Annotated in this window: 14 protein-coding genes; 3 read left to right on the forward strand and 11 right to left on the reverse strand. The window is 72.9% G+C overall.

Annotated elements, in window-relative coordinates:
• Nucleotides 1-94 precede the first annotated feature (94 nt).
• On the forward strand, nucleotides 95-6,103 hold the full coding sequence (locus tag DMB42_RS08325; RefSeq protein ID WP_125632234.1) for a tetratricopeptide repeat protein: 6,009 nt from the start codon (nucleotides 95-97) through the stop codon (nucleotides 6,101-6,103).
• Here DMB42_RS08325 and DMB42_RS08330 read toward each other — a convergent pair.
• From DMB42_RS08330 to DMB42_RS08350, 5 genes are read right to left on the reverse strand one after another with little or no spacing between them, the layout of a single operon-like run.
• Nucleotides 6,100-7,686 (reverse strand): acyl-CoA synthetase, encoded by a 1,587-nt coding sequence (locus tag DMB42_RS08330; protein WP_125632236.1) that lies wholly within the window; start codon nucleotides 7,684-7,686, stop codon nucleotides 6,100-6,102. The two genes, DMB42_RS08325 and DMB42_RS08330, sit on opposite strands and share 4 nt — an antisense overlap.
• Nucleotides 7,686-8,834 carry a thiolase domain-containing protein gene (locus DMB42_RS08335; protein ID WP_125632238.1) on the reverse strand — a complete coding sequence of 383 codons (1,149 nt, stop codon included), beginning with the start codon at nucleotides 8,832-8,834 and terminating at the stop codon, nucleotides 7,686-7,688. The genes DMB42_RS08330 and DMB42_RS08335 overlap by 1 nt, the downstream gene beginning before the upstream one ends.
• A gap of 3 nt (nucleotides 8,835-8,837) precedes the next feature.
• Complete coding sequence (locus DMB42_RS08340; protein ID WP_125632240.1) at nucleotides 8,838-9,857, reverse strand: thiolase domain-containing protein; 1,020 nt, start codon at nucleotides 9,855-9,857, stop codon at nucleotides 8,838-8,840.
• Entirely contained in the window at nucleotides 9,854-10,756 is a 903-nt protein-coding gene (locus tag DMB42_RS08345) for a Zn-ribbon domain-containing OB-fold protein (protein ID WP_260477560.1), read from the reverse strand. Before DMB42_RS08345 ends, DMB42_RS08340 begins: the two co-directional genes overlap by 4 nt.
• Nucleotides 10,746-12,296 carry an acyl-CoA synthetase gene (locus DMB42_RS08350; RefSeq protein ID WP_125632242.1) on the reverse strand — a complete coding sequence of 517 codons (1,551 nt, stop codon included), beginning with the start codon at nucleotides 12,294-12,296 and terminating at the stop codon, nucleotides 10,746-10,748. Before DMB42_RS08350 ends, DMB42_RS08345 begins: the two co-directional genes overlap by 11 nt.
• Before the next feature lie 126 nt (nucleotides 12,297-12,422).
• Between DMB42_RS08350 and DMB42_RS08355 the strand changes: the two genes are divergently transcribed.
• Complete coding sequence (locus DMB42_RS08355) at nucleotides 12,423-13,232, forward strand: crotonase/enoyl-CoA hydratase family protein (protein WP_125632244.1); 810 nt, start codon at nucleotides 12,423-12,425, stop codon at nucleotides 13,230-13,232.
• 119 nt (nucleotides 13,233-13,351) lie between these two features.
• Complete coding sequence (locus DMB42_RS08360; protein ID WP_125632246.1) at nucleotides 13,352-13,825, forward strand: carboxymuconolactone decarboxylase family protein; 474 nt, start codon at nucleotides 13,352-13,354, stop codon at nucleotides 13,823-13,825.
• A gap of 75 nt (nucleotides 13,826-13,900) precedes the next feature.
• Here the strand turns inward: DMB42_RS08360 and DMB42_RS08365 are convergent, their stop codons facing one another.
• The 6 genes from DMB42_RS08365 to DMB42_RS08390 all read right to left on the reverse strand — a co-directional run bounded on the left by DMB42_RS08365 (nucleotide 13,901) and on the right by DMB42_RS08390 (nucleotide 19,863).
• Nucleotides 13,901-14,677, reverse strand: coding sequence for an arginase family protein (locus tag DMB42_RS08365; protein WP_125632248.1), 777 nt, complete (start codon nucleotides 14,675-14,677; stop codon nucleotides 13,901-13,903).
• Between the two features lie 24 nt (nucleotides 14,678-14,701).
• Nucleotides 14,702-15,808, reverse strand: a complete 1,107-nt coding sequence (locus DMB42_RS08370; RefSeq protein ID WP_125632250.1) for a nitronate monooxygenase — start codon at nucleotides 15,806-15,808, stop codon at nucleotides 14,702-14,704.
• Nucleotides 15,809-15,898: 90 nt separating this feature from the next.
• Nucleotides 15,899-16,639, reverse strand: coding sequence for an SDR family NAD(P)-dependent oxidoreductase (locus DMB42_RS08375; protein WP_125632251.1), 741 nt, complete (start codon nucleotides 16,637-16,639; stop codon nucleotides 15,899-15,901).
• A gap of 103 nt (nucleotides 16,640-16,742) precedes the next feature.
• Complete coding sequence (locus tag DMB42_RS08380) at nucleotides 16,743-18,062, reverse strand: FAD-binding oxidoreductase (protein ID WP_125632253.1); 1,320 nt, start codon at nucleotides 18,060-18,062, stop codon at nucleotides 16,743-16,745.
• A complete protein-coding gene (locus tag DMB42_RS08385; protein ID WP_125632255.1) occupies nucleotides 18,059-18,946 on the reverse strand; it encodes a decaprenyl-phosphate phosphoribosyltransferase in 888 nt (295 codons plus the stop codon). The genes DMB42_RS08380 and DMB42_RS08385 overlap by 4 nt, the downstream gene beginning before the upstream one ends.
• Entirely contained in the window at nucleotides 18,943-19,863 is a 921-nt protein-coding gene (locus tag DMB42_RS08390) for a DUF3068 domain-containing protein (RefSeq protein WP_125632257.1), read from the reverse strand. Before DMB42_RS08390 ends, DMB42_RS08385 begins: the two co-directional genes overlap by 4 nt.
• Nucleotides 19,864-19,898: the final 35 nt, after the last annotated feature.

Consider the following 19,898-nt stretch of genomic DNA (forward strand, 5'->3'; position numbering starts at 1 on the left):
AAGCCAGGAAATTTCGTGCTCATAATGCGATAGTGAGATCAATCGGGGGGACGACAAGCCGGGACGTAGCAGGACGTAGCAGCTAGGCGGATCCATGCACGCGCCACCGCACCGCCTCGGCCTCGAACGGGTTGTCGAGGTCTACTCGGGTCACGACAACGTGGTCGGCGTGACCGGATCCGGACATGTGATCGGCGTCGACCTCGTACTGACCTCGGCCCTCGTGGCCGACCTCGGGACACCCTGCCAGGTACGCCCGCTGTGGTCGTCCCGGTGGGCGGCGGCCGAGCAGATCTGGCGTGGGCACGGCGTGGCGCTGCGCGGGGTGGCCGAGCCGCTGTGGGGCGACGTCCCGGGCATCGACCACGTCCGGTGGGCCGTCCTGGAGGGTGCGCGGGTGCCGTGCGTGGCCATGGGCTTCCCGCAGGTGCGGCGGCGGTCGGGATTCCGTGACGTACGGGTGTTGTCCGGCGTGGCCGCGGCCCCGACGAGCCCCGCGGCGCGGACGCTGTCCATGGACGTGCTCAGCCCCTCGCCCGACGCCGTTGCGGCGGAGGTGTGGGCGGGCCTGCCGGGATCCGCCGTGCTGACCGATCCCACCGGCCACCTCGCCGCCGTCGTCACCACCACCCACGCGCTCTCCGGGGCCGCCGGGCGGCGGCTGGTCGCGGTGCCTGTGGGGGTGTTGCTGGCCGATGACCGGTTCAGGGAGTTGACCGGGGCGCCGCCGGGGCCGCCGGAGCGGGTGCGCGCCGATGATGTCCGGGTGGTCCTGTCCGGGCTGCTGCTGCCGGCGCGCGAGCCGTTGCCGTCCGACTGCCCCGACTGGCGGCTGCTGCTGCCGCGGCACGCCGTGGTGCCGTACACGGGGAGGGAAGGGCAGCTCGCGGCGCTGCGGGCATGGGCGGGGGAACCGGCGGCCCTGTCGGTCGCGGTGCTGACCGGGCGCGGCGGCACCGGCCGTACGCGGCTGGCCGGGGAGTTGTGCGAGGAGCTGCGGGAAGCGGGCTGGGACGCCGGTTTCCTGCCCCTGGACACCGCGCTCGCCACCCTGTCCGGCCCGCCCGGCGGCCCGGCGGCGATCCTGGAGGCGGTACGCCCCTCGCTGGTGGTCGTGGAGTCGCCGGAACCGTCCGCGCCGCTGGTGGGCGAGCTGGTACGACGGCTGGCCAAACACGGGCACAACCCCCGCGTACGAGTGTTGCTGCTGGCCCGCGAGCCCGGCGAGGCGGATTGGTGGCGGCGGCTGGACACGGCGTCGGGCGGCTGGCTGCGCCGGCTCAACACCACGACCGTCCAGCTCAACCAGCACCCGCTCACCCTGAACGAACGCACCGAGCACGCGTTCGCGGCGATGAAGGCGTTCGCGCCGAGCCGCGCCGCGCTCCCCACGCCGCCGCGCCTGGACGACCCCGAGTACGGCCTGCCGCTCCGCGTCCACCTGGCGGCCCTGCTGCGGCTGCGGGGCGGGGAGACCGAACTCCTGCCCGCCCCCACGGTCCAGGGCGCCCTTCCAGGCAGCGGCATCGGCACCCCTCCCTACCGAAACCCCCTCCCACCTCCCCGAACCGGACCTTCGACCGCCGGGCCGCGTACGGCCTGGAACGCCTTCCATCCCGGCGGCGGGCGGGCGCGTGGTACGGCGACCGGCGGTGAAGAACTGCTCAGCCGCTTCCTCGACCGCGAACGCGACCAGTGGGCCACGGTCTGGCCCACCGGCCGCGAACAAGTGGACGAGACCACCGCCCGGCAGGCCGTCGCCCTGCTCACGCTCGCCGCCCCCACCCCCGCCGAGCTGCCCGTCCTGCTGTCGGCCGTGCCCGGACTGCACGGCGACGCCCAGGGGACGGCGGTCGTCGCGGATTGGCTGGGGCGCATCTTCCCGAGCGTGGACCGGTTGTGCCCGCTGGGCCCGGACCTCGTGGCCGAGCAGGCGCTCGCCGAGACCGACGACCTGGACACGCTGGTCCTGGCCCTGCACGACCACGAACGGCGTTCGGCCGGGCATCTGGTGCGCATGCTGGACGTGCTCCGCCTGGGCGCGGGGCGGCCGGAGGTGGGACGGGCGCTGCGGGTGCTGGTGACGTCCAGGATCGGGATGCTGGTCGCGGAGGCGACGGCGAACCCGGCCACACGTCTCGGCGACCTGCTCAACGCGGCCCTGTCGCTGCTGCCCGCCGACCGCCCGCCGACCCGAGTCGTGGGTGAGTTGCCCGCATGTCGGGCGGTGGTCGGGCGGGTGGAGGCGCCGCTCGGGTTGCGGGCCCTTGAGGTGACGCTGGCCGAGCTGGCTGTCCGGCACTTCAGGGAGGGGGGCAGGCGTACCGCGCCGGCGGGGGCGCTGGCCCGCCTGTCGGCCCGGCTGGCGAACGTGGGCCGGGTGGGTGAGGCCGTGGTGGCCGCCGCCGAGGCCGTGGAGATCTTCGCCGCCGCTCCCCCGTACGAGGAGGCGGCCGGGCACGCGGAGGCGCTGTTCACGCTGGGGGCATGCCTGCTGCTCGCGGGCGAACCCGGCAGCGCGCTCAGGCCCGCCCAGGAGGCCGCCACCCGGTTCCGCATCCTGGCCGAGGAAGCCCCCCGGTACGCGGTCCAGGCGGCACAGGCGTACCACAACCTGGCGTGCGCGCTGCTGGAGACGGGACGACCGGCCGAGGCCGTGGAGGCGTTCGAGGAGGCGGGCGGCGACGACACGTTCGCCGCGGCCCTGGCGGGCGTCCTCGTTGTCGGCACTCAGGAGCCGGTGCGTGGCCCGTCCCCAGGTAGCGGCGGCGGGTCTCTGGAGGGGGGTGCGATTGCGGTGGTCAGGGGGACGCCCGCGCCGGTGCCGCCGCTCGCCGTACCCGATCCGGGCGCGTTGCCCGAGCTGGCCGCCGGTCTCGCCGTCACCGCGACCGCCGCCGTGAAGGGCCTGGCGCCGACCGATCGGGACCTGGCCCACCGCCTGTGCCTGCTGGCCGCGTGGCTCGGCGACCACGGCAGGACGTCCGAGGCCGTCGCCCCGGCCGCCGAGGCCGTCGTACGGCTGCGCGGCCTGGCCGGCGAGGAGCCCGGCCTGCGGTCGATGCTGGCCGAGGCCGCCGGCCTGCTGTCCAGGCTGCACCGCGACCTGGACGACCTCGACCCGGCCGAGCGGTTCGCCGCCGAGGCGGTGCGGAGCCTGCGCGCGCTCGTGGCGCTCGAACCCGACGAACATCGTCCGGCTCTGGCCGCCCAGCTCCTGGACCTGGGCGAACTGCTGCTGGCCGACGGCCGGCCCCGGGAGGCGCTCGACCCGCTCCAGGACGCCGCGATCCTGGCCGCCGCGCTGGACGCACCGCACAACGCGGCGAAGGCCCGGTCCGGGCACCTGCTCGGGCTCTGCCTGGCCGAGCTCGGCCGTCCCGCCGACGCCCGTGCCCATCTGGCGGCAGCGGCCGGTCTGTACGACGCCTTGAGCGGTGACGACCCGGCCTGCCTGCGCCATCGCGAGGAGGTCCGGGCCGCGCAGGAGCCGGCGAGCGGCCCGGCCACCGCCGCCTGGGAGGCTGAGCAGCCCTGGATGCTGGCCCTGATCACCCCGCCCCCCGACGTGGCCAGAGCCGAACGCCACCTCGCCGACCAGCGGGCGGCGGTCGAGGCCGCGGCCGCCGAGCAGGCAGGCGTCACCTCCGCGGAGCCCGACGGCGGGGAGGCGCGGGAAGGGAAGATCGGGGACACGCGGGTGCACGCGTACGTCTTCGCGCAGGCGACCCTGGCTCGGGCCTGGGCCGACGCGGGCCGGGTGCACGACGGTCTCGTGCTGGCGACCCAGGCCGCCGAGCTGCTGCGACGGGCCTCCGTGCCGGACCGGCCGCCGGTGGTGCTGGCGGGCGCGGTCGCCGGGGCGCTCGGGCGTACGCTCGTCGGGCTCGGCCGCGACCAGGAGGCGCTGCCGCACCTGCGGACCGCCGTCGAGTCGTACGGGCCGCAGGCCGAGACCAGCTTCGTGGTCCAGCAGGAGCTGGCCAAGCTGCTCGTCCTGGAGGTCGTGGCGCTGGACCGCGCGGGCGGCCGTCCGGACGACGCCGACGCCGCCGCGGAACGGCTGGTCGCGTTGTGCGAGGGCCTGGTGGCCGAACGCCTGGAGTCACCGGTCGCGCTCGCCGGGGCGTTGCGCCTGCACGCGGGACTCCGCCTGGCCGCCGGGAACGTGACAGGAGCGCTCCAATCGGTCACCCGCGCGCTCGACATGCTGGTGCCCGAGCCGCCCGAGCGTACCCGCCGGCTCACCGCCACCTGCCTGGAGCTCAGCGGCCTGTGCCACGCCGACCTGGGCGAACGGGACCTCTCCGCCGCGGAGCTGGCCAAGGGCAGCGCCCTGATGGCCGAGGAGGGCCCGCTCACCCGCGACCTGACCGGCGTGCACGTACGCGCGCTGGCCCGCCTGGCCCGGCTCCGCGTCACCGGGCACGGCCCGACAGCCGGAACCGACCTGTACGCCCAGCTCCTGCGGGTACGTCCGCTCCCCCACGCGGACGTGCTCACCGAGGTCGTGGACGAGCTGTCGGCCCACCTGCGCGCGGTCACCGCCCGGACGGCCGCCAGGCTGCTGCCGCAGCTCGCGGCGTTCGCGGAGGCGCTGGAGCGGGAGGCGCCGGTGAGCGAGCACCCGCTGCTGCACGACCGGCTCGGCCGCTGCCTGATGCTGACCGGCGTGACGGCGGCGCCGGCCGTACGCCTCTACAAGGGCCTGGCCGCGGCCGACGCCCGCCACCGGCACGCCCTGGGCCTGGCACTGGCCGGGCTCGGTGACGCCGGTCTGCCCGCCCTGGAACAGGCCGTGGACCTGCTGTCCGAGGACGGGCGGGCGCTGGCCGAGACGCTGAACAGGTACGCGGCCAAGCTGCTGGAGGCCGGGCGCGCGGTGGAGGCGCTGGCCCACACCGAACGTGCCGCCGACCTCTGCGACGAGCTGGACGAGCCCGCCCTCGCCGCCGTCACGTACGCGCAGCTCGGCGCGGCCCTGGCCGTCCTCGACCGCCCGCAGGCCGCGCTGGAGGCGGTGACCTGGTCGCTGGCCGAGCAGGAACGCGCGGCGGCCGAGCAGGGCGGCGAGGCCGGGCTGCTCGGCGTGCGCGCGCAGGCGGTCCAGGTGCGTGGGCAGGTGCTGCGCGCGTCCGGCAGGGCCCAGGAGGCGCTGGCCCACCTGGTGGAGGCCGTACGGCTGTACGTCCGGCTCGCGCGGCCCGCGGCCGCCGCCGAGGTGGCCGGGACGATCGCCGACGACCTGCTGGCCGCCGGGCGTCCCGAGGAGGCCGCCGAGTACGCCAGGATCGCCGCCACCGGCCACCCGCCGCGCACGCTCAGGCATGCCCTCGCCGTCCAGCGCCTGGTCAGGTGCCACATGATGCTGGGCGAGGCGCGAGAGGCGGGCGCGCTGGCCGAGGAGCTGATCCGGCTGGCCAGGCGCGCGCCGGGTGAACTGACGTACCGGGCGATCCTGGCCGACTCGCTGGCGCAGAGCTCGGAGCTGCTGCCCCTGCTGCGCCCCGGCGCGGCGGAGGAGGCCGAGGAGCGGGCCCGGGAGGCCATCGCGATCTACGACGAGCTGCTGACGACGGGCATGAACGCCGAGGCGCTGCACGTCAGCCGGGCGGGCGCCGGGCTGACGCTGGCCGCCGCGCTCAGCCTGCGCGACCAGCCGGCGGAGGCGGTGGGGCCGCTGCGCGAGGCCGTCGCCGCGCTCGAACGCCACGCCCCCGCGAACTCCCTGCTCGGCGGCCTGCTGTCCCGGGCCATGCTGATGCTGGGCGACGCCCTGATGGAGTCGGGCCGCCCGCTGGAGGCGAGCCTGGTCTTCCACCGTGCCACCCAGGTGGTCGGCGACGAGCCGTCCGGCGCCGTCGCCCATGCCCGGCTCGGCTTCTGCCAGGAGGAGCTGGGCCGGGGCGACGCGGCCGACACCGCGCTGCGGGTCGCCCACGGCCTGCTGCGCGGCCTCCTCACGGACGGCGGCGCCCCGAACGGCACCGGTGAGCTGACCGAGCTGCTCCGCGACGTGCTGCGTGCCCGGCTGAGGTTGCTGGAGAAGTCGGGCCGGCGCGAGGAGACGGCCCAACTGGAGAACGAACTCCGGACGATCTAGGCGTCGGCCGCCTCGACCGTCTCCCTGGCCCACCGGTAGTCGGCCTTGCCCGCGGGCGAACGCACCATTTCCTTCACGAACGCGTACGAACGCGGCACCTTGTACCCCGACAACGATCCCCGGCAGTGGGCGTCCAGCTCGGCGGCCGTCACCTCGACACCGGGGCGCGGCTCGACCACGGCCGCCACCCTGCTCCCCCACCGGTCGTCCGGCACGCCGGTCACCACCGCGTCGAACACCGCCGGGTGGCCCTTGAGCACCGCCTCGACCTCCTCGGGGAACACCTTCTCGCCGCCGGTGTTGATGCACTGCGAGCCGCGGCCGTACACGTGCACCGTGCCGTCGGCGTCCACGGTGGCCAGGTCGCCGGTGAGCAGCCAGCGGGTGCCTTCGGCGTCGGTGACGAACGTGCGCGCCGATTTGTCCGGGTCGTTGTAGTAGCCGAACGCCACCCGCCCGGACCTGGCGACCGTCCCCATCTGCCCGGAACCGGGCGGGACGGGACGTCCCCGCTCGTCCAGGACGCTGATCCTGGCCGACGGGTTGGGCTGGTAGCGCAGCCCGGTCTCGGGTGTGGAGCCGGGCAGCGCCGAGGCGGTGTACCCGGACTCGGTCGAGCCGAAGCTGTCCATGATCACGATGTTGGGCAGCAGCCCCTGGAGCCGGTCGCGGACCGCGCCGCTCAGGATCGCGCCGGTCGAGCTGACCACGAGCAGCGACGACAGGTCGTACGAGCCCGTCTCCAGCGCCTCGGCCAGGGGCCTGGCCATGGCGTCGCCGGTGATGCTCATGGTGAACACACGCTCGCGCTCGACCGCCCGCCACACCTCGCCCGCCTCGAACCTGGGCACGAGCACCATCGTCCCGCCCATCCACCAGCTGATGAACGTGGCCATCTGCGCGGCCCCGTGCATGAGCGGCGAGGTGGCCATCATGACCATGGGGCCGGCCTTGACCGCCTCGTCCACGACCTCCTGCGGGGTGGCGCGCGGCTCGCCGTACGGGTTGCCGCCGCCGAAGGCCATGAACAGGTCCTCGATGTGCCACATCGCGCCCTTGGGCATGCCGGTGGTGCCGCCGGTGTAGATGATGTAGACGTCCTGGCCGGTGCGGGGGGCGAAGCCGCGTTCCGGGTGGCCGCGCTCCAGGGCCGCCGCGTACGGCACGGCCGAGGCGATCGACGGCTCGCCCCCGACCGCGATCAGGTGGTCGAGCAGCGGCGCCCGGTGCACGACGGCGGCCACGCGCGGGTCGAACTCGACGTCGTAGATCAGCGCGCGCAGGTCGGCGTCCTGGTAGAGGTAGAGCAGCTCGGCCTCGACGTACCGGTAGTTGACGTTGATCGGCACGGCCCGGATCTTGAGCGCGGCCAGCAGCCCGGCCAGGTACTCCACGCCGTTGTACAGGTGCAGCCCGACGTGCTGGCCCGGCCGCACGCCGAGCCCGGTGAGGTAGTGGGCGAGCCGGTTGGCCTCGGCGTCCAGCTCGGCGTAGGTGCGCCGGTCGTCGCCGCAGACGACGGCCGTGCGGTCCCCGATCGCGTCGGCGAGTCCTTCGAACAGGTCCGCGTGGTTGAACTCCATCAGGGTCTCTCCCGTCCGACGATCCACATCGCGAAGAACTGGGCTCCCCCGCCGTAGGCGTGGCCAAGCGCCGTACGGGCGCCGTCCACCTGGTGCTCGCCCGCCTGGCCGCGCACCTGCAAGGCGGCTTCGGCGAACCTGATCAGTCCCGAGGCCCCGATCGGGTTGCTCGACAACACGCCGCCCGAGGCGTTCCACGGGATGTCGCCGTCGAGCGCGGTGGCGCCGGACTCGGTCAGCTTCCAGCCTTCGCCTTCCGCCGCGAAACCGAGGTTCTCCAGCCACATCGGCTCGTACCAGGAGAAGGGCACGTACACCTCGGCCACGTCGATCTGGCGGCGCGGGTCAGTGATGCCGGCCTGGCGGTAGACGTCGGCGGCGCAGTCCTTGCCGCCCTGCGGGCTGACGGTGTCGCGGCCGGCGCGGAAGATCGGTTCCGAGCGCATGGCGGTGCCGTGCACCCAGGCGGGTACGCCGGTGACCTTGTGCTCGGCGGCCAGCACGATCGCGCACGCGCCGTCGCTGGACGGGCAGGTCTCCAGGTAGCGGATCGGCTCCCAGAGCATCGGCGTGGACTCGACCATCTTCTGGTCGATGCCGGGGATCCGCAGGTGGGCGTAGGAGTTCTTCAGCGCGTTCAGCCGGTCCTTGACGGCGACCAGCGTGCCGATGTGGCCGGGGGCGCCGGACCTGCGCATGTACTCGCGGATGTGCGGCGCGAAGTAGCCGCCCGCGCCGACCACCAGCGACGCGCTGAAGGGCAGGTGCGTGGACAGCGCCCAGGTCGCGTTGGACTCCGACTGCTTCTCGAAGGCCACGACGAGCACCCGTTCGTGCACGCCGCCCTGGATGAGGCTCGCGCCGACCAGCGCCGTCGAGCCGCCGACGCTGCCCGCGGTGTGCACCCGCATCATCGGCTTGCCCGCCGCGCCGAGCGCGTCGGCGAGGTACGACTCGGGCATCATCACGCCCTCGAACAGGTCGGGCGCCTTGCCGACGACGACGGCGTCGATGTCCTTGAACGTCAGCCCGGCGTCCTCCAGGGCCCGCAACGCCGCCTCGCGCACCAGGCCCGCGATGGAGACGTCCCTGCGTTTGGTGGTGTAGCGCGTCTGCCCGACCCCGATCACCGCACACCGGTTACCCATGGTTCACGCCTCCAGGACCGTGACGAGGTTGTGCTGAAGGCAGGGGCCGCCGGCGGCGTGCCCGACGGTGCGGCTCGCGCCGCCGTCGAGGATGTGCCGCGCGGCCTCGCCGATGCGGATGAGTCCCGTGGCCATGACGGGGTTGGCGGCCATCGGGCCGCCGGAGGGGTTGATCACGGTGTCGCCGCCCAGCTCCAGCGCCTGGCGCAGGATGAGCTCCTCGTGCGGGAACTGGGCGTGCAGCTCGGCCACCTCGACCGGCCCCTTGCCGACCCCCGCGGCACGTGCGGCGTCGGCCGCGGACGCCGACCGGGCCAGGTCCCGGACGCCCAGGTAGTGGGGCTCGATGCGATGGGCGATGCCCCTGATATAGGCGGGCCGGCTGGTGAGCCGCCGGGCCAGTTCGTCCGTGGCGAGCACGATCGCCGCCGCGCCGTCCGTGACGGGCGGCACGTCCGTCTTCCTGAGCGGTCCGACCGCGACGTCCTCGTCGTCCGGATCGGGCAGGTCGAGCGCGTACGGGTTGCTCCTGCCGTCCGCCCGGGATCTCCGGACGATCTCGTCCAGGTCCTTTCTGTCCGCGTCGAGCGCGTTCGCCTGGAGTGCGGCCAGGGAGAGCTGGTCGAGGCCGAGAGGTTCGAGGTAGTAGGGGTCGAGCTGGAGAGTCATGATCGTGCGCAGGTCGCCGAGCGACGACTTGCCGAAGCCGTAGACCAGGGCCGAGTCGATGTCACCGTGCTGGAGGCGTACCCAGGCTTCGTACAGGGCCCAGGCGCCGTCCATCTCGACGTGGCTCTCGGAGATGGGCGGCCAGGCGCCGAGGGCGTCGAGCGCGCTGACGAACGAGAACGGCGCGCCCGCCAGGTAGTCGCAGCTCCCCGAGCAGGTGAAGCCGAACCTGGTCAGCCCGGTCCGCTCCTTGACCTCGCTGATCACGGGCAGGATCAGTTCGGGCTCGGTCAGCCCGGTGTCGTGGTCGGTGTGGCGGGTCTGCGCGAACGCGACGATCGCGACCTCTCTCATGACAGCTCCACGTCGGGCTCGCCGGTGGGGGCGAACCAGCGGATGTTCGCCATGGACTTGGTCCGTTCCTCCTCGGGCACCCACACGGCCCTGACCCGCATGCCCTGGCGCACCTCGTGCGCGGGTATGTCCCCGATCAGGGCGATCATGGGGATGTCGGTGCCGTCGAGCAGGATGTAGGCGGAGACGAACGGCACTTCCGGAGCACGCGGATCCGGCAGGTTGTTGATGGCGAACGTGGTGATCGTCCCGGTGTCGGGCACTTCGAGCGTGTCCGCGATCAGGCTTCCGCACTGGGGGCAGGACATCCGGTACGGCACGTACACCTTGTCGCACTGGTCGCAGCGCCCGCCGAGGAAGACGCCGCGTTCGACGCCCTCCAGGAAGACGCGGAGCGAGCCGCCGGCCTGGAGGCGGTACTCGGCGCGCACGTTGGACACGATCTTCGTGACCTCGGGCGCGAAGTGGGCGATGTCGGTGATGTGGCCGGTGGGCCGGTCGCGCCAGACCGGCCAGACGCGGGAGCCCTTCGACAGCGCCTTGGGGTCGTCGGCGGCCACGCCGCGCACGAGGGCGGTGTCGGCGCCGTCCAGCAGGATCGTGGCCCAGGCGAAGGGGCGGTCGAGCGGGTGGCCCGGCAGGGGCTCGGGCACCCAGGCCCAGGAGGTGACCGTGCCGGCGGGGCCGACCTCGACGTACTCGGGGGTGACGGGCTCGCCGGTGGCGGGGTCGTATTCGAGGGGCGGTACGAGGACCTTGCCCTCTTTCGTACGCACTCCCACGATGCGGCGGCCGCGTAACTCGGTGAGGAAACGCCCGATCACCGGCCCGGTCGTCCGGGTGTAGCCGCCGGGGAACTCCAGGACATGCCGGGCGACCAGCGGATCGTCAGATGGCACGGTCGTGACCCTCCCAGTACGGTGCGCGGAGCTTGCGTTTGAGCAGCTTGCCGTTGGGCTCACGGGGCATCTCCGCGATGAAGTCGACGCTCTTGGGCCACTTCATCCGGGCCAGGCGGCCCTCCAGCGAGGCGATCAGCTCGGCCGCGAGCTCGGGGCCCGGCGCGATCCCCGGCGCGGGCTCGACGACGGCCTTGATCTGCTCGCCCCAGTCGTCGTCCGGGATGCCGAACACGGCCACGTCCGCCACCTTGGGGTGGACCATGAGCTCGTTCTCGATCTCGGCCGGGTAGATGTTCGTCCCGCCGGAGATGATCATGTCGGCCTTGCGGTCGCAGAGGAAGAGGAAGCCGTCCTCGTCCAGGTATCCGATGTCGCCGACCGTGAAGTAGTCCTTGAGCCGGTTCGCGGCGGTCTTGGCGGGGTCGCCCTTGTACTCGAAGGGCACGCCCATCATCTTCATGTAGATCGTCCCGGGGCTGCCGGTCGGTACGGGTTCGCCCTGGTCGTCCGCGATCAGCAGCTCGCTGATCGGCCAGGCGGAGCCGACCGTTCCCGGGTGGGACTTCCAGCCCTCGGGCGTGGCCAGGGTGCCGCCGCCCTCGGTGGCCGCGTAGTACTCGTAGATGCAGTCGCCCCACCACTCGAACATCGCCCATTTGACCGGGACCGGGCAGGGGGCGGCGGCGTGGATCATCCACTTGAGCGAGGACAGGTCGTACCCGGCCCTGGTGGACCCGGGGAGCGCGAGCAGGCGCTTGAAGTGCGTGGGGACCAGGTGGGAGTTCGTGACGCGGTAGCGCTCGCACAGCCGGAGCGTGTCCTCGGCGTCCCACTTGTCCATGTAGACGAGGGTGTGGCCCATGTGCAGCGCGCTGCCGCCGAACTGGGTGACAGCGGTGTGGTAGCTCGGGGAGGTGACCAGGTGCGCGTTGGGTGGTCCGGCCGTGATGCCGAACAGGCCGAGGAGGAAGGTCATCAGCTCGGCGCCGTCGTCGGGGTCGAGGCCGCTCAGCGTGCGCCTGACGCCCTTGGGCCTGCCGGTGGTGCCGGAGGTGTAGTGCATGGTGGCCCCGGCCGTACGGTCGGGCGGCGCGGTGTCCGGCTGCCCGTCGGTCAGCTCGGCCGCCGGGCGGAAGCCGTCCTGCTTGCCGTCCCCGAGGAGGAAGCGGCGGTGCGGCTCGATCGCCTCGGCTCCCCTGACGCCCTCCTGGAGGAACCTGGGATGGACGAAGTACGCCTTGGCCTCGCTGTCGGAGACGATGTAGCCGATCTCGGGGCCGGTGAGATGCCAGTTGATCGGCGTGTAGTACCAGCCCGCCTGGAGCGCGGCCAGATAGAGGACGAGGCCGTCCGCACCGTTCGGGACCAGGCCGCAGATGCCGTCGCCCGGCTGTAGGCCGAGCTCGCGTAACCCGTGGACGAGGCGGTTCGAGCGGGCCAGGAGGTCACCCGCGCGGTGCTCCGTGCCGTCGGGGTCGACGGCCGCGATCCACTCGGGATCCGCCTGCGCCAGCCTCCAGAAACCGAGCGTGCCCATCTGATCTCCTCAGCTCAGGCGTAGCAAAACAGGAACTTGTTCTCGTTTGCTGTGGGGAGCGTATCCCGCGGGTAAAGTTCGTAGCAAGCGCTTGATTCAGTAGCTTCTGGGACTTGGGAGGCGTACATGGAGCTTCTGCCGATCAGCACCCCGCACTGCCGGGTGGAACGCGACGGCCACGTCCTGACCGTCACGATGAACCGGCCGGAGGCCCGCAACGCCCTCTCCTCGGACATGCTGATCGGGCTGGCCTCGGCGTGGGCGTACGCGTCGGCCGAGCCGTCGATCCGGGTCGCGATCCTGACCGGGGCGGAAGGGACGTTCTGCGCCGGGGCCGACCTCAAGGCCATGGGCCAACCCTCGACCGATCCGGAGGTCCAAGCAAGGGCCGCCCAGATCCCGAATTTTCACTGGAAAGGGCTTTTAAGGGAGGATTTGCCGACAAAGCCGATCATCAGCGCTGTCGAGGGCTACGCGGTGGCCGGCGGTACGGAGCTGCTGGTCGGGACGGATCTGCGGGTCGTGGCGGAATCGGCCACCCTGGGGCTCTTCGAGGCCAAACGCGCACTCTTTCCGATGGGCGGCTGCGCGGTGCGGCTCCCCCGGCAGATCCCGTACTGCCACGCGATGGACCTGCTGCTCACCGGCCGTGCCGTCACCTCGGCCGAGGCTCTGGCGATGGGGCTGGTCAACCGGGTCGTACCGGACGGGCAGGCGCTGGCCACGGCCCGGGAACTGGCGGAGGACATCGCGAGCTCGGGGCCGCTGGCGGTGCAGGCCATCCTTCGGACGTACCGGGACACGCTGGGAATGCCGGAGCCGGAGGCGCTGAAGGTGTCGGACGAGCTGGGATGGCCGGTGATCGGCTCGGAGGACGCCAAGGAGGGCACCCGCGCCTTCCGTGAAAAGCGCCCACCCCGCTACGAAGGCCGCTGACCTCTCCTCGCCGTCCGGGTGCGCGGCGGGGAGACGCATGTCACATCCGTTCCTGTCATGAAGTCGTGAGCTGTCCCGTCAGAGAGGTGGAAGCAGCGAACCACGGCAAGGAGCGCATCATGGAAGCTCGTATGAACCTGTTCGAGAACCAGGTCACGGTCAAGGTGCTGAAGCACCTCATCAGCTCGAACAAGATCATCACCGGCTCGACACTGCCGATCGCGACGCAGGAACTGGTGAAGATCCGTGCCAGCCAGATCAACGGGTGCGGCTTCTGCACCGACATGCACACCAAGGACGCGGCGCACGCCGGGGAGACCTCGGTGCGGCTCAACCTGATCGCCTCGTGGCGGGAGGCCACGGTGTTCACCGAGGCCGAGCGGGCGGCGCTGGAGCTGGCCGAGCAGGGCACCCGCAGCGCCGACGCGGCCGGCGGGGTGCCGGAGGAGGTCTGGGCGAACGCGGTCAAGCACTTCGACGAGGAGCAGCTCGGCGCGCTGGTGTCGCTCATCGCCCTCATCAACGCCTTCAACCGGGTGAACGTCATCACCCAGCAGCCGGCGGGCGGCTACCAGCCGGGCATGTTCGACTGACGCAGGAAAGGCGGGACGGGGGCGGGGCGCGGGGGCCGGGGCGGCGGGGTGCACGGATCGGGCCCGGCGGGGTGCTCAGGCCTGTTGGGCTCGAAGGTCGGCGAGGATCGTCGTCACCAGGTGTTCACGGGTGCCGTCCGGGTCCGCACGGCCCGGATGCCAGGTGCAGGCGAGGTTGAGGGCGGCGAGCCGCCCGCTGTCCAGCACCACGCGCGCGGCCCGCAGCAGGGCCGCGACGCCGGGCCCGTCCGCCGCCGGGTACCTCAGCCCCGGCAGGCAGGACGGGTCGAGGACGTCCAGGTCGAGGTTGAGCAGGATCGGACCGGGCGGCAGGGTCTCGGGCGTCAGCGCGTCGAGGCCCGACCGGCTCACGCCCGACGACGCCAGGTAGTCGGCCTCGGGCGGATCGAGGTCGCGGGCGTCCACGAGGAGTACGCGCTCCTCGGCCGGCGGGCGCAGGGCCAGCCGGTCGGCGACGTGGTCGGGCCGGTAGCCGAGCAGGAAACGCAGCGCCATGCCGCCGAGGTAGCCGGACGGCGTCGTCTCCAGCGTCTGGAGGTCGCCGTGGGCGTCGATCCAGACGATCGAGGGGTCGAGCCCGGCGCGTTGCAGCCCCGCCGTCATGCCGATCGACACCGTGCAGTCGCCGGAGACCACGACGGGCAGGGTCCCTGCCCGTACGGTCCGCTCGACGGTGGCGGCGACGGCGTCGTAGAGCTGCCCGAGGCGGGACCAGACGTCGGGTCCGGGCAGCTCCACGGCGAACTCGGCGACGGGGACGCCACCGGGCAGCGGGACGTTGAGATCGGGCTGGTGCTCATCGAGGTGGTACGGCACATACAGGACCGACACCCCCCAACGGTAACAGCCGGACGATCAGTCCTGGGTGATCCGGTCGAGGCGTTCCAGGGCCTCCGCGTACTCCTCCACGAGCCCGAACATCACGTCCTTGGTGGAGCGCACCTGGTTGGTGAGGCCGATGACCTGCCCGGCGGGGAACGTGGCCAGCTCGGAGGCGTCCGAACGGCCGATCCGGCGCAGCGCGTCCGACACGAGCATGAACTGCAGCGGCATCGGCAGGGTCCCGGGCGACTCCTCCGCCTCCCACGCCTCGGTCCACTCGTTCCTGAGCAGGCGGGCCGGCTTGCCGGTCCAGCTCCGGGAGCGCACGGTGTCGCGGGAGGTGGCCTCCAGGATGCGGCGTTTCGCCATCTCGGGGGTGTCGGCCTCGTCCACGGTGAGCCACAGGGAGCCGGTCCAGACACCTTCGGCGCCCAGCGCCATGCCGGCCGCCATCTGCCGGCCGTTCCCGATGCCGCCGGCCGCGAGCACGGGGACGTCCACGGCGTCCACCACCTGCGGGATGAGCACCATGGTGGAGATCTCGCCGGTGTGGCCGCCGGCCTCGGTGCCCTGGGCGACGACGACGTCCACGCCCACCTCCACCTGCTTGAGCGCGTGGCGGGGGGTCGAGGCGAGGGCGGCGACCTTGACGCCGTGCCGGTGGGCGAGGTCCACGACGTCGGCGGGGGGCGGGCCGAGGGCGTTGGCCAGGAGCGCGATGGGGTGGCGGAGGGCGACCTCGACCTGCGGGCGGGCGGTGGCGTCCGTCCAGCCGAGCAGGACCCTGCCGGGGTCGGCGTCGGACGACAGGGGCGGGACGCCGTGCTTGCCGAGCAGGTTCTCGACGAACGCCCGATGGCCCTCGGGGATCATGGCCTGGAGGCGGCCGACCAGCTCCTCGGGGGCGAAGTCGGCGCCCTCGTAGGAGGCGGGCATGACCACGTCCACCCCGTACGGTTTGCCGTCCACGTGGTCGTCTATCCACTTGAGCTCGGTCTCGAGCTCTTCCGGGGTGAAGTAGAGCGCGCCGAGCACTCCCATGCCGCCCGCGCGGCTGACCGCGGCGACCACGTCCCTGCAGTGGCTGAACGCGAAGATCGGGAGCTCGATTCCGAACATGTCCGTGACACGTGTCCGCATGGCCCGACGATAAGCCGCCCGACCGCCGAACTGCAACGTGTTCTACTCTAGAACCTTCCGTCGGTACGGCCCGGCGTACCGGAACCGGTTCTAGCGCGGCAGCCTGCGCCAGAGGGGCCGCGGGAGCAGGCGCAGCAGCCCGAACGCCGGCCCGAGCGCGCGCGGCACCCACACCGACGACGCCCCCTCCCGCAGCGCCCGTACGGTGGCCAGGGCCACCTGGCGGGGCGTCGAGGACAGGGGCGCGGGCGGCAGGCCCTTCGTCATCCGGCCGACGACGAAGCCCGGACGGACGATCAGCACGCGCGCGCCCGAACCGTGCAGCGCGTCGCCGAGCCCCTGGGCGAACCCGTCGAGCCCGGCCTTGGCCGAGCCGTAGACGAAGTTGGCCTTGCGCACCCGGGCGCCGGCGACCGACGAGAGCATCACGAGGGTGCCGTGTCCCTGCGCGCGCAGGACCCGGGCGGCGTGCAGGCCCACCGAGACGTGGCCGCCGTAGTTGACCGCGACGGCCTCGGCGGCGGCGGCCGGGTCGGCGTCGTAGTCGTCCTGGCTGCCGAGCACGCCGAACGCGGAGATCACCACGTCGAGGTCCCCGACCAGGTCCACGGCCTTGGCCAGGACGGCGGCGTGCGACCGCACGTCCAGGGCGTCGAACGGCAGGACGTGCACCTCCGCGTCCAGGCCCGCCGGCGGCGCGAGGTCGCCCCGGGCGGCCAGCACCACCCTGCTCGCGCCGAGCCCGACCAGCAGCCGGACGATCTCCATGCCGATCTCGCTGCGCCCGCCCAGCAGCAGCACGCTGCCCACGGCCCCGAGCGCGTCCCTCACGCGGCCACCTCCCGAAGCGAAGCCGCCCGCCGAGGGGAAGCCGCCATCCGAAGCGAAGGCACCCTCGGAAGCGAAGCCGCCCTCCGAGCCGAAGTGCTGGGGTTCACAGTCGCAGTCTCCTGGACAGGTCCGAGCGGAACAGGCCCGTGGGGTCGGCCTCGTCCCTGATGGTCCGCCATCGTGCCAGTTCCGGGTACATCGCCGCCATCATGTCGGCGCGCAGCCGCGCGTCCTTGGCCAGGTAGACCCGCCCCCCGGCCGCCGCTACGCGCTCGTCGAAGCCGCGCAGGAGCCCGCTCAGGCCGCGCTGACCGGCGGGGATGTCCAGGGCGAGGGTCCAGCCGGGCACGGGGAAGGACAGGAAACCACCCGAACCGGGACCGAACCGCTTGAGCACCGTCAGGAACGACACCGTCCCGTGCGCCGACAACGACCCGACGATGCCGCGCAACGTCTCCTCCGCGCCGAACGGCACCACGAACTGGTACTGAACGAAGCCGCGCGAGCCGTACATGCGGTTCCAGCCCTCGACGAAGTCGAGCGGATGGAAGAACGGCGCGATGCCCTGCGTGACCGTCGCGCTCCGCGGCGCCCGGCGGTACCAGACCTCGTTGAAGGCGCGCACGCTGAGCCCGTTGAGCAGCCCGTCCGGCACCCACGGCGGCGCGTGCAGCCGGGCGCGCGGCGCGAAGACCGGCGGCGGCTTCCCCGCGTCGCGGGGCGCGTGGTCGCCCCTGGTCAGGACGCTGCGGCCCATCGAACGGCCGCGGGCGAGCAGGTCGATCCAGGCGACCGTGTAGCGGTAGCGGTCGTCGGTGCGGGTCATGACGTCGAGGGTCTCGTCCAGGTCGGCGGTGCGCCGTACGTCCACCCGCATGCTCGGCGTCTCGACCGGCACGCAGCCGAACGTCGCCTCCGCCACCACCCCGGTCAGCCCCATGCCGCCGACGGTCGCCAGGAAGAGCGGGTCGCCGGGACGCAGCACCCTGGCGGCGCCGTCGGCGGTCACGAGGGTGAGTGAGCGGACGTGCGCGCCGAAGGAGGAGTCGCGGTGGTGGTTCTTGCCGTGCACGTCGGCCGCGACGGCCCCGCCGACGGTGACGTGCCTGGTGCCGGGGCTCACGGGCACGAACCAGCCCCGGGGCACCAGCGCCGTCATCAGGTCGTGCAGGCTGACCCCGCCCGCGGCGGTCACGACGCCCGAACGCTCGTCGAAGCTCCAGTCGTCCAGACCGGTGCAGTCGAGGACGAGGCCGCCGGCGTTCTGGGCGGCGTCGCCGTACGAGCGGCCGAGGCCCCGGGCGACGACCCCGCGGCCCGGCGCGGCCAGCACGAGGTCACGCAGCTCGGCCAGGGTACGGGGACGCCGCAGGTCGGCCGGAGTGGGCGAGGTGCGCCCCCAGCCGGTGAGCAACGTGCTCATGCGTAGATCCCCAGTGCCACCAGGACGACCAGCGTGGCGGCGAAGACGAGGGTGGGCCGGTCGCGGATCACCAGCTCCTCGGGCTCCTCCCCGCTCCCCCGCTCGACGAGCAGGTTGTGCCGGAGCACGAGGAGCAGGAACGGCACGATGCTGAGTCCGTAGAACACGTTATCGTGCGCGTTCAGCGCCCACAGGCAGTACGTGACGATCATCGCCCCGGACGCCATGATCCGTACGTGCGTCAGGTAGGCGGCCGGATACGCGGCGAGCGTGGCCCGCGTGCCGGACACGCCCCGGGCGCGCAGTTCGGCCTCGCGCTTGCCGGCCACGAGCTGCAGCGCGGCCAGCGAGACGACCACCAGGAACCACCCGGTCACCGGCACGCCCACGGCGACCGCCCCGGCGTAGGCCCTGATCACGTGGCATCCGGCGACCGCGATGAGGTCCACGACCTCCTGGTGCTTGAGCCACGTCGTGTACGCCAGCGTCAGGGCGACGTACCCGGCGACCACCGCGGGTGACTGCCAGCCGCCGGTGAGCGCGGCGACCGCGGGCGCGAGGACCAGCAGGACGACGCCCGCCACCCGGGCCGTGCGCACCGACACCGCGCCGGAGGCGACGGGCCGGTGCCGCTTACGTGGGTGCAGCCGGTCGGCCTCGACGTCGGAGGCGTCGTTCAGCAGGTAGGAGCCGCTGGCGGCCAGGCAGAAGGCGGCGAGGACCAGGAGCGCGGCGAGCAGCCGGCCCGGCTGTCCGAGCACCCCGGCCGCCATGGGGGCGGCCAGGACGAGCAGGTTCTTCAGCCATTGTCGCGGTCTGGCCGCCCTGGCCAGGGCCAGTGCGGGCGCGGGCGACCAGGGCCGCGCGACCGCGCCCTGGCTCATGCGGCGCGGCGGCCGCGCAGGGCGAGCAGCAGGCCGCCCAGGAGCAGGACGACGCCCACGACGTCGAGCACGATCGGCAGGGTGGTCCTGATCAGCATGATCTGGCTCTTGCCGTCGGCGGCGCTGTCGACCAGGCCCTTGACCGTGTCGTCGGTCATCTTGGCGGTGGCCACGAACGCCTTGGAGCGCTCGATGCCGTCCTGGCTCTTGAGCACCTCGTTGCGGACCTGCTCCTGCTTGACGGGGGCGCCGGTGGTGGGCTCGATCCAGTAGGTGACCGTGCCGGAGTAGAACCGGTTCAGCTGCACGTCGCCGGAGGTGCCCATGCCGAACCAGGCGGCGGGCGCGTTCAGGGTCTGCGTCCTGGTCTCGGGGACGGTCTGCTCGAACTTGTACGTGGCGAGCCCGTTGACCTGCTCCTCGCCGACGAACCTGGCGTCGAACGCCTTGCCCGCGCTGGAGTTGAAGACCAGGTACGTCTTCTTCTCCACGTCGAACGGGAACTTGTAGATCTGCCCCTGGAGCTGGACCGGGGCCTTGTCGATGCTGACGCCGCAGCAGTTGAGCCCGACGCCGGAGCGCTTGTCGAAGGCGCTGCGCCGCTCGCTGAAGTTGATGCCGGGCTTGCTGTTGGTGACGTCGTTGACGGCGGTGAACTCGTCCCAGACGACGCGGTCGTCGCTGGCCTCCTTCACGTCGCCGCGCGTGGTGACGATGATGTCGAGGTCGGCGGTCAGCACCTTGCCGTCGGGGATGCTGAAGTACTGGGCGCCGGTGGCGTGCAGCTTGCTGATGCTGTACTGGTCGCCCTTGGCGGCCATGAAGGCGGGGGCGACCTGGAGGCGCACCAGGGGAGCCAGAACGATGAGGAATGCCCCGACGGCGATGAGAACGCTGCCAACGACGACCCGGTTCATGGACCCTCCATGTGCGCAGGTGCACGGACGCCTGT

Source organism: Nonomuraea sp. WAC 01424 (assembly GCF_003947315.1).
Taxonomy (GTDB): Bacteria; Actinomycetota; Actinomycetes; order Streptosporangiales; family Streptosporangiaceae; genus Nonomuraea; species Nonomuraea spiralis.

Bases quoted from the DNA above. Each gene is read 5' to 3' on its own strand.
- DMB42_RS08325 (WP_125632234.1), top strand. From the start codon at position 95: ATGCACGCGCCACCGCACCGCCTCGGCCTCGAACGGGTTGTCGAGGTC.
- DMB42_RS08330 (WP_125632236.1), bottom strand. From the start codon at position 7,686: ATGGAGTTCAACCACGCGGACCTGTTCGAAGGACTCGCCGACGCGATC.
- DMB42_RS08335 (WP_125632238.1), bottom strand. From the start codon at position 8,834: ATGGGTAACCGGTGTGCGGTGATCGGGGTCGGGCAGACGCGCTACACC.
- DMB42_RS08340 (WP_125632240.1), bottom strand. From the start codon at position 9,857: ATGAGAGAGGTCGCGATCGTCGCGTTCGCGCAGACCCGCCACACCGAC.
- DMB42_RS08350 (WP_125632242.1), bottom strand. From the start codon at position 12,296: ATGGGCACGCTCGGTTTCTGGAGGCTGGCGCAGGCGGATCCCGAGTGG.
- DMB42_RS08355 (WP_125632244.1), top strand. From the start codon at position 12,423: ATGGAGCTTCTGCCGATCAGCACCCCGCACTGCCGGGTGGAACGCGAC.
- DMB42_RS08360 (WP_125632246.1), top strand. From the start codon at position 13,352: ATGGAAGCTCGTATGAACCTGTTCGAGAACCAGGTCACGGTCAAGGTG.
- DMB42_RS08370 (WP_125632250.1), bottom strand. From the start codon at position 15,808: ATGCGGACACGTGTCACGGACATGTTCGGAATCGAGCTCCCGATCTTC.
- DMB42_RS08380 (WP_125632253.1), bottom strand. From the start codon at position 18,062: ATGAGCACGTTGCTCACCGGCTGGGGGCGCACCTCGCCCACTCCGGCC.
- DMB42_RS08385 (WP_125632255.1), bottom strand. From the start codon at position 18,946: ATGAGCCAGGGCGCGGTCGCGCGGCCCTGGTCGCCCGCGCCCGCACTG.
- DMB42_RS08390 (WP_125632257.1), bottom strand. From the start codon at position 19,863: ATGAACCGGGTCGTCGTTGGCAGCGTTCTCATCGCCGTCGGGGCATTC.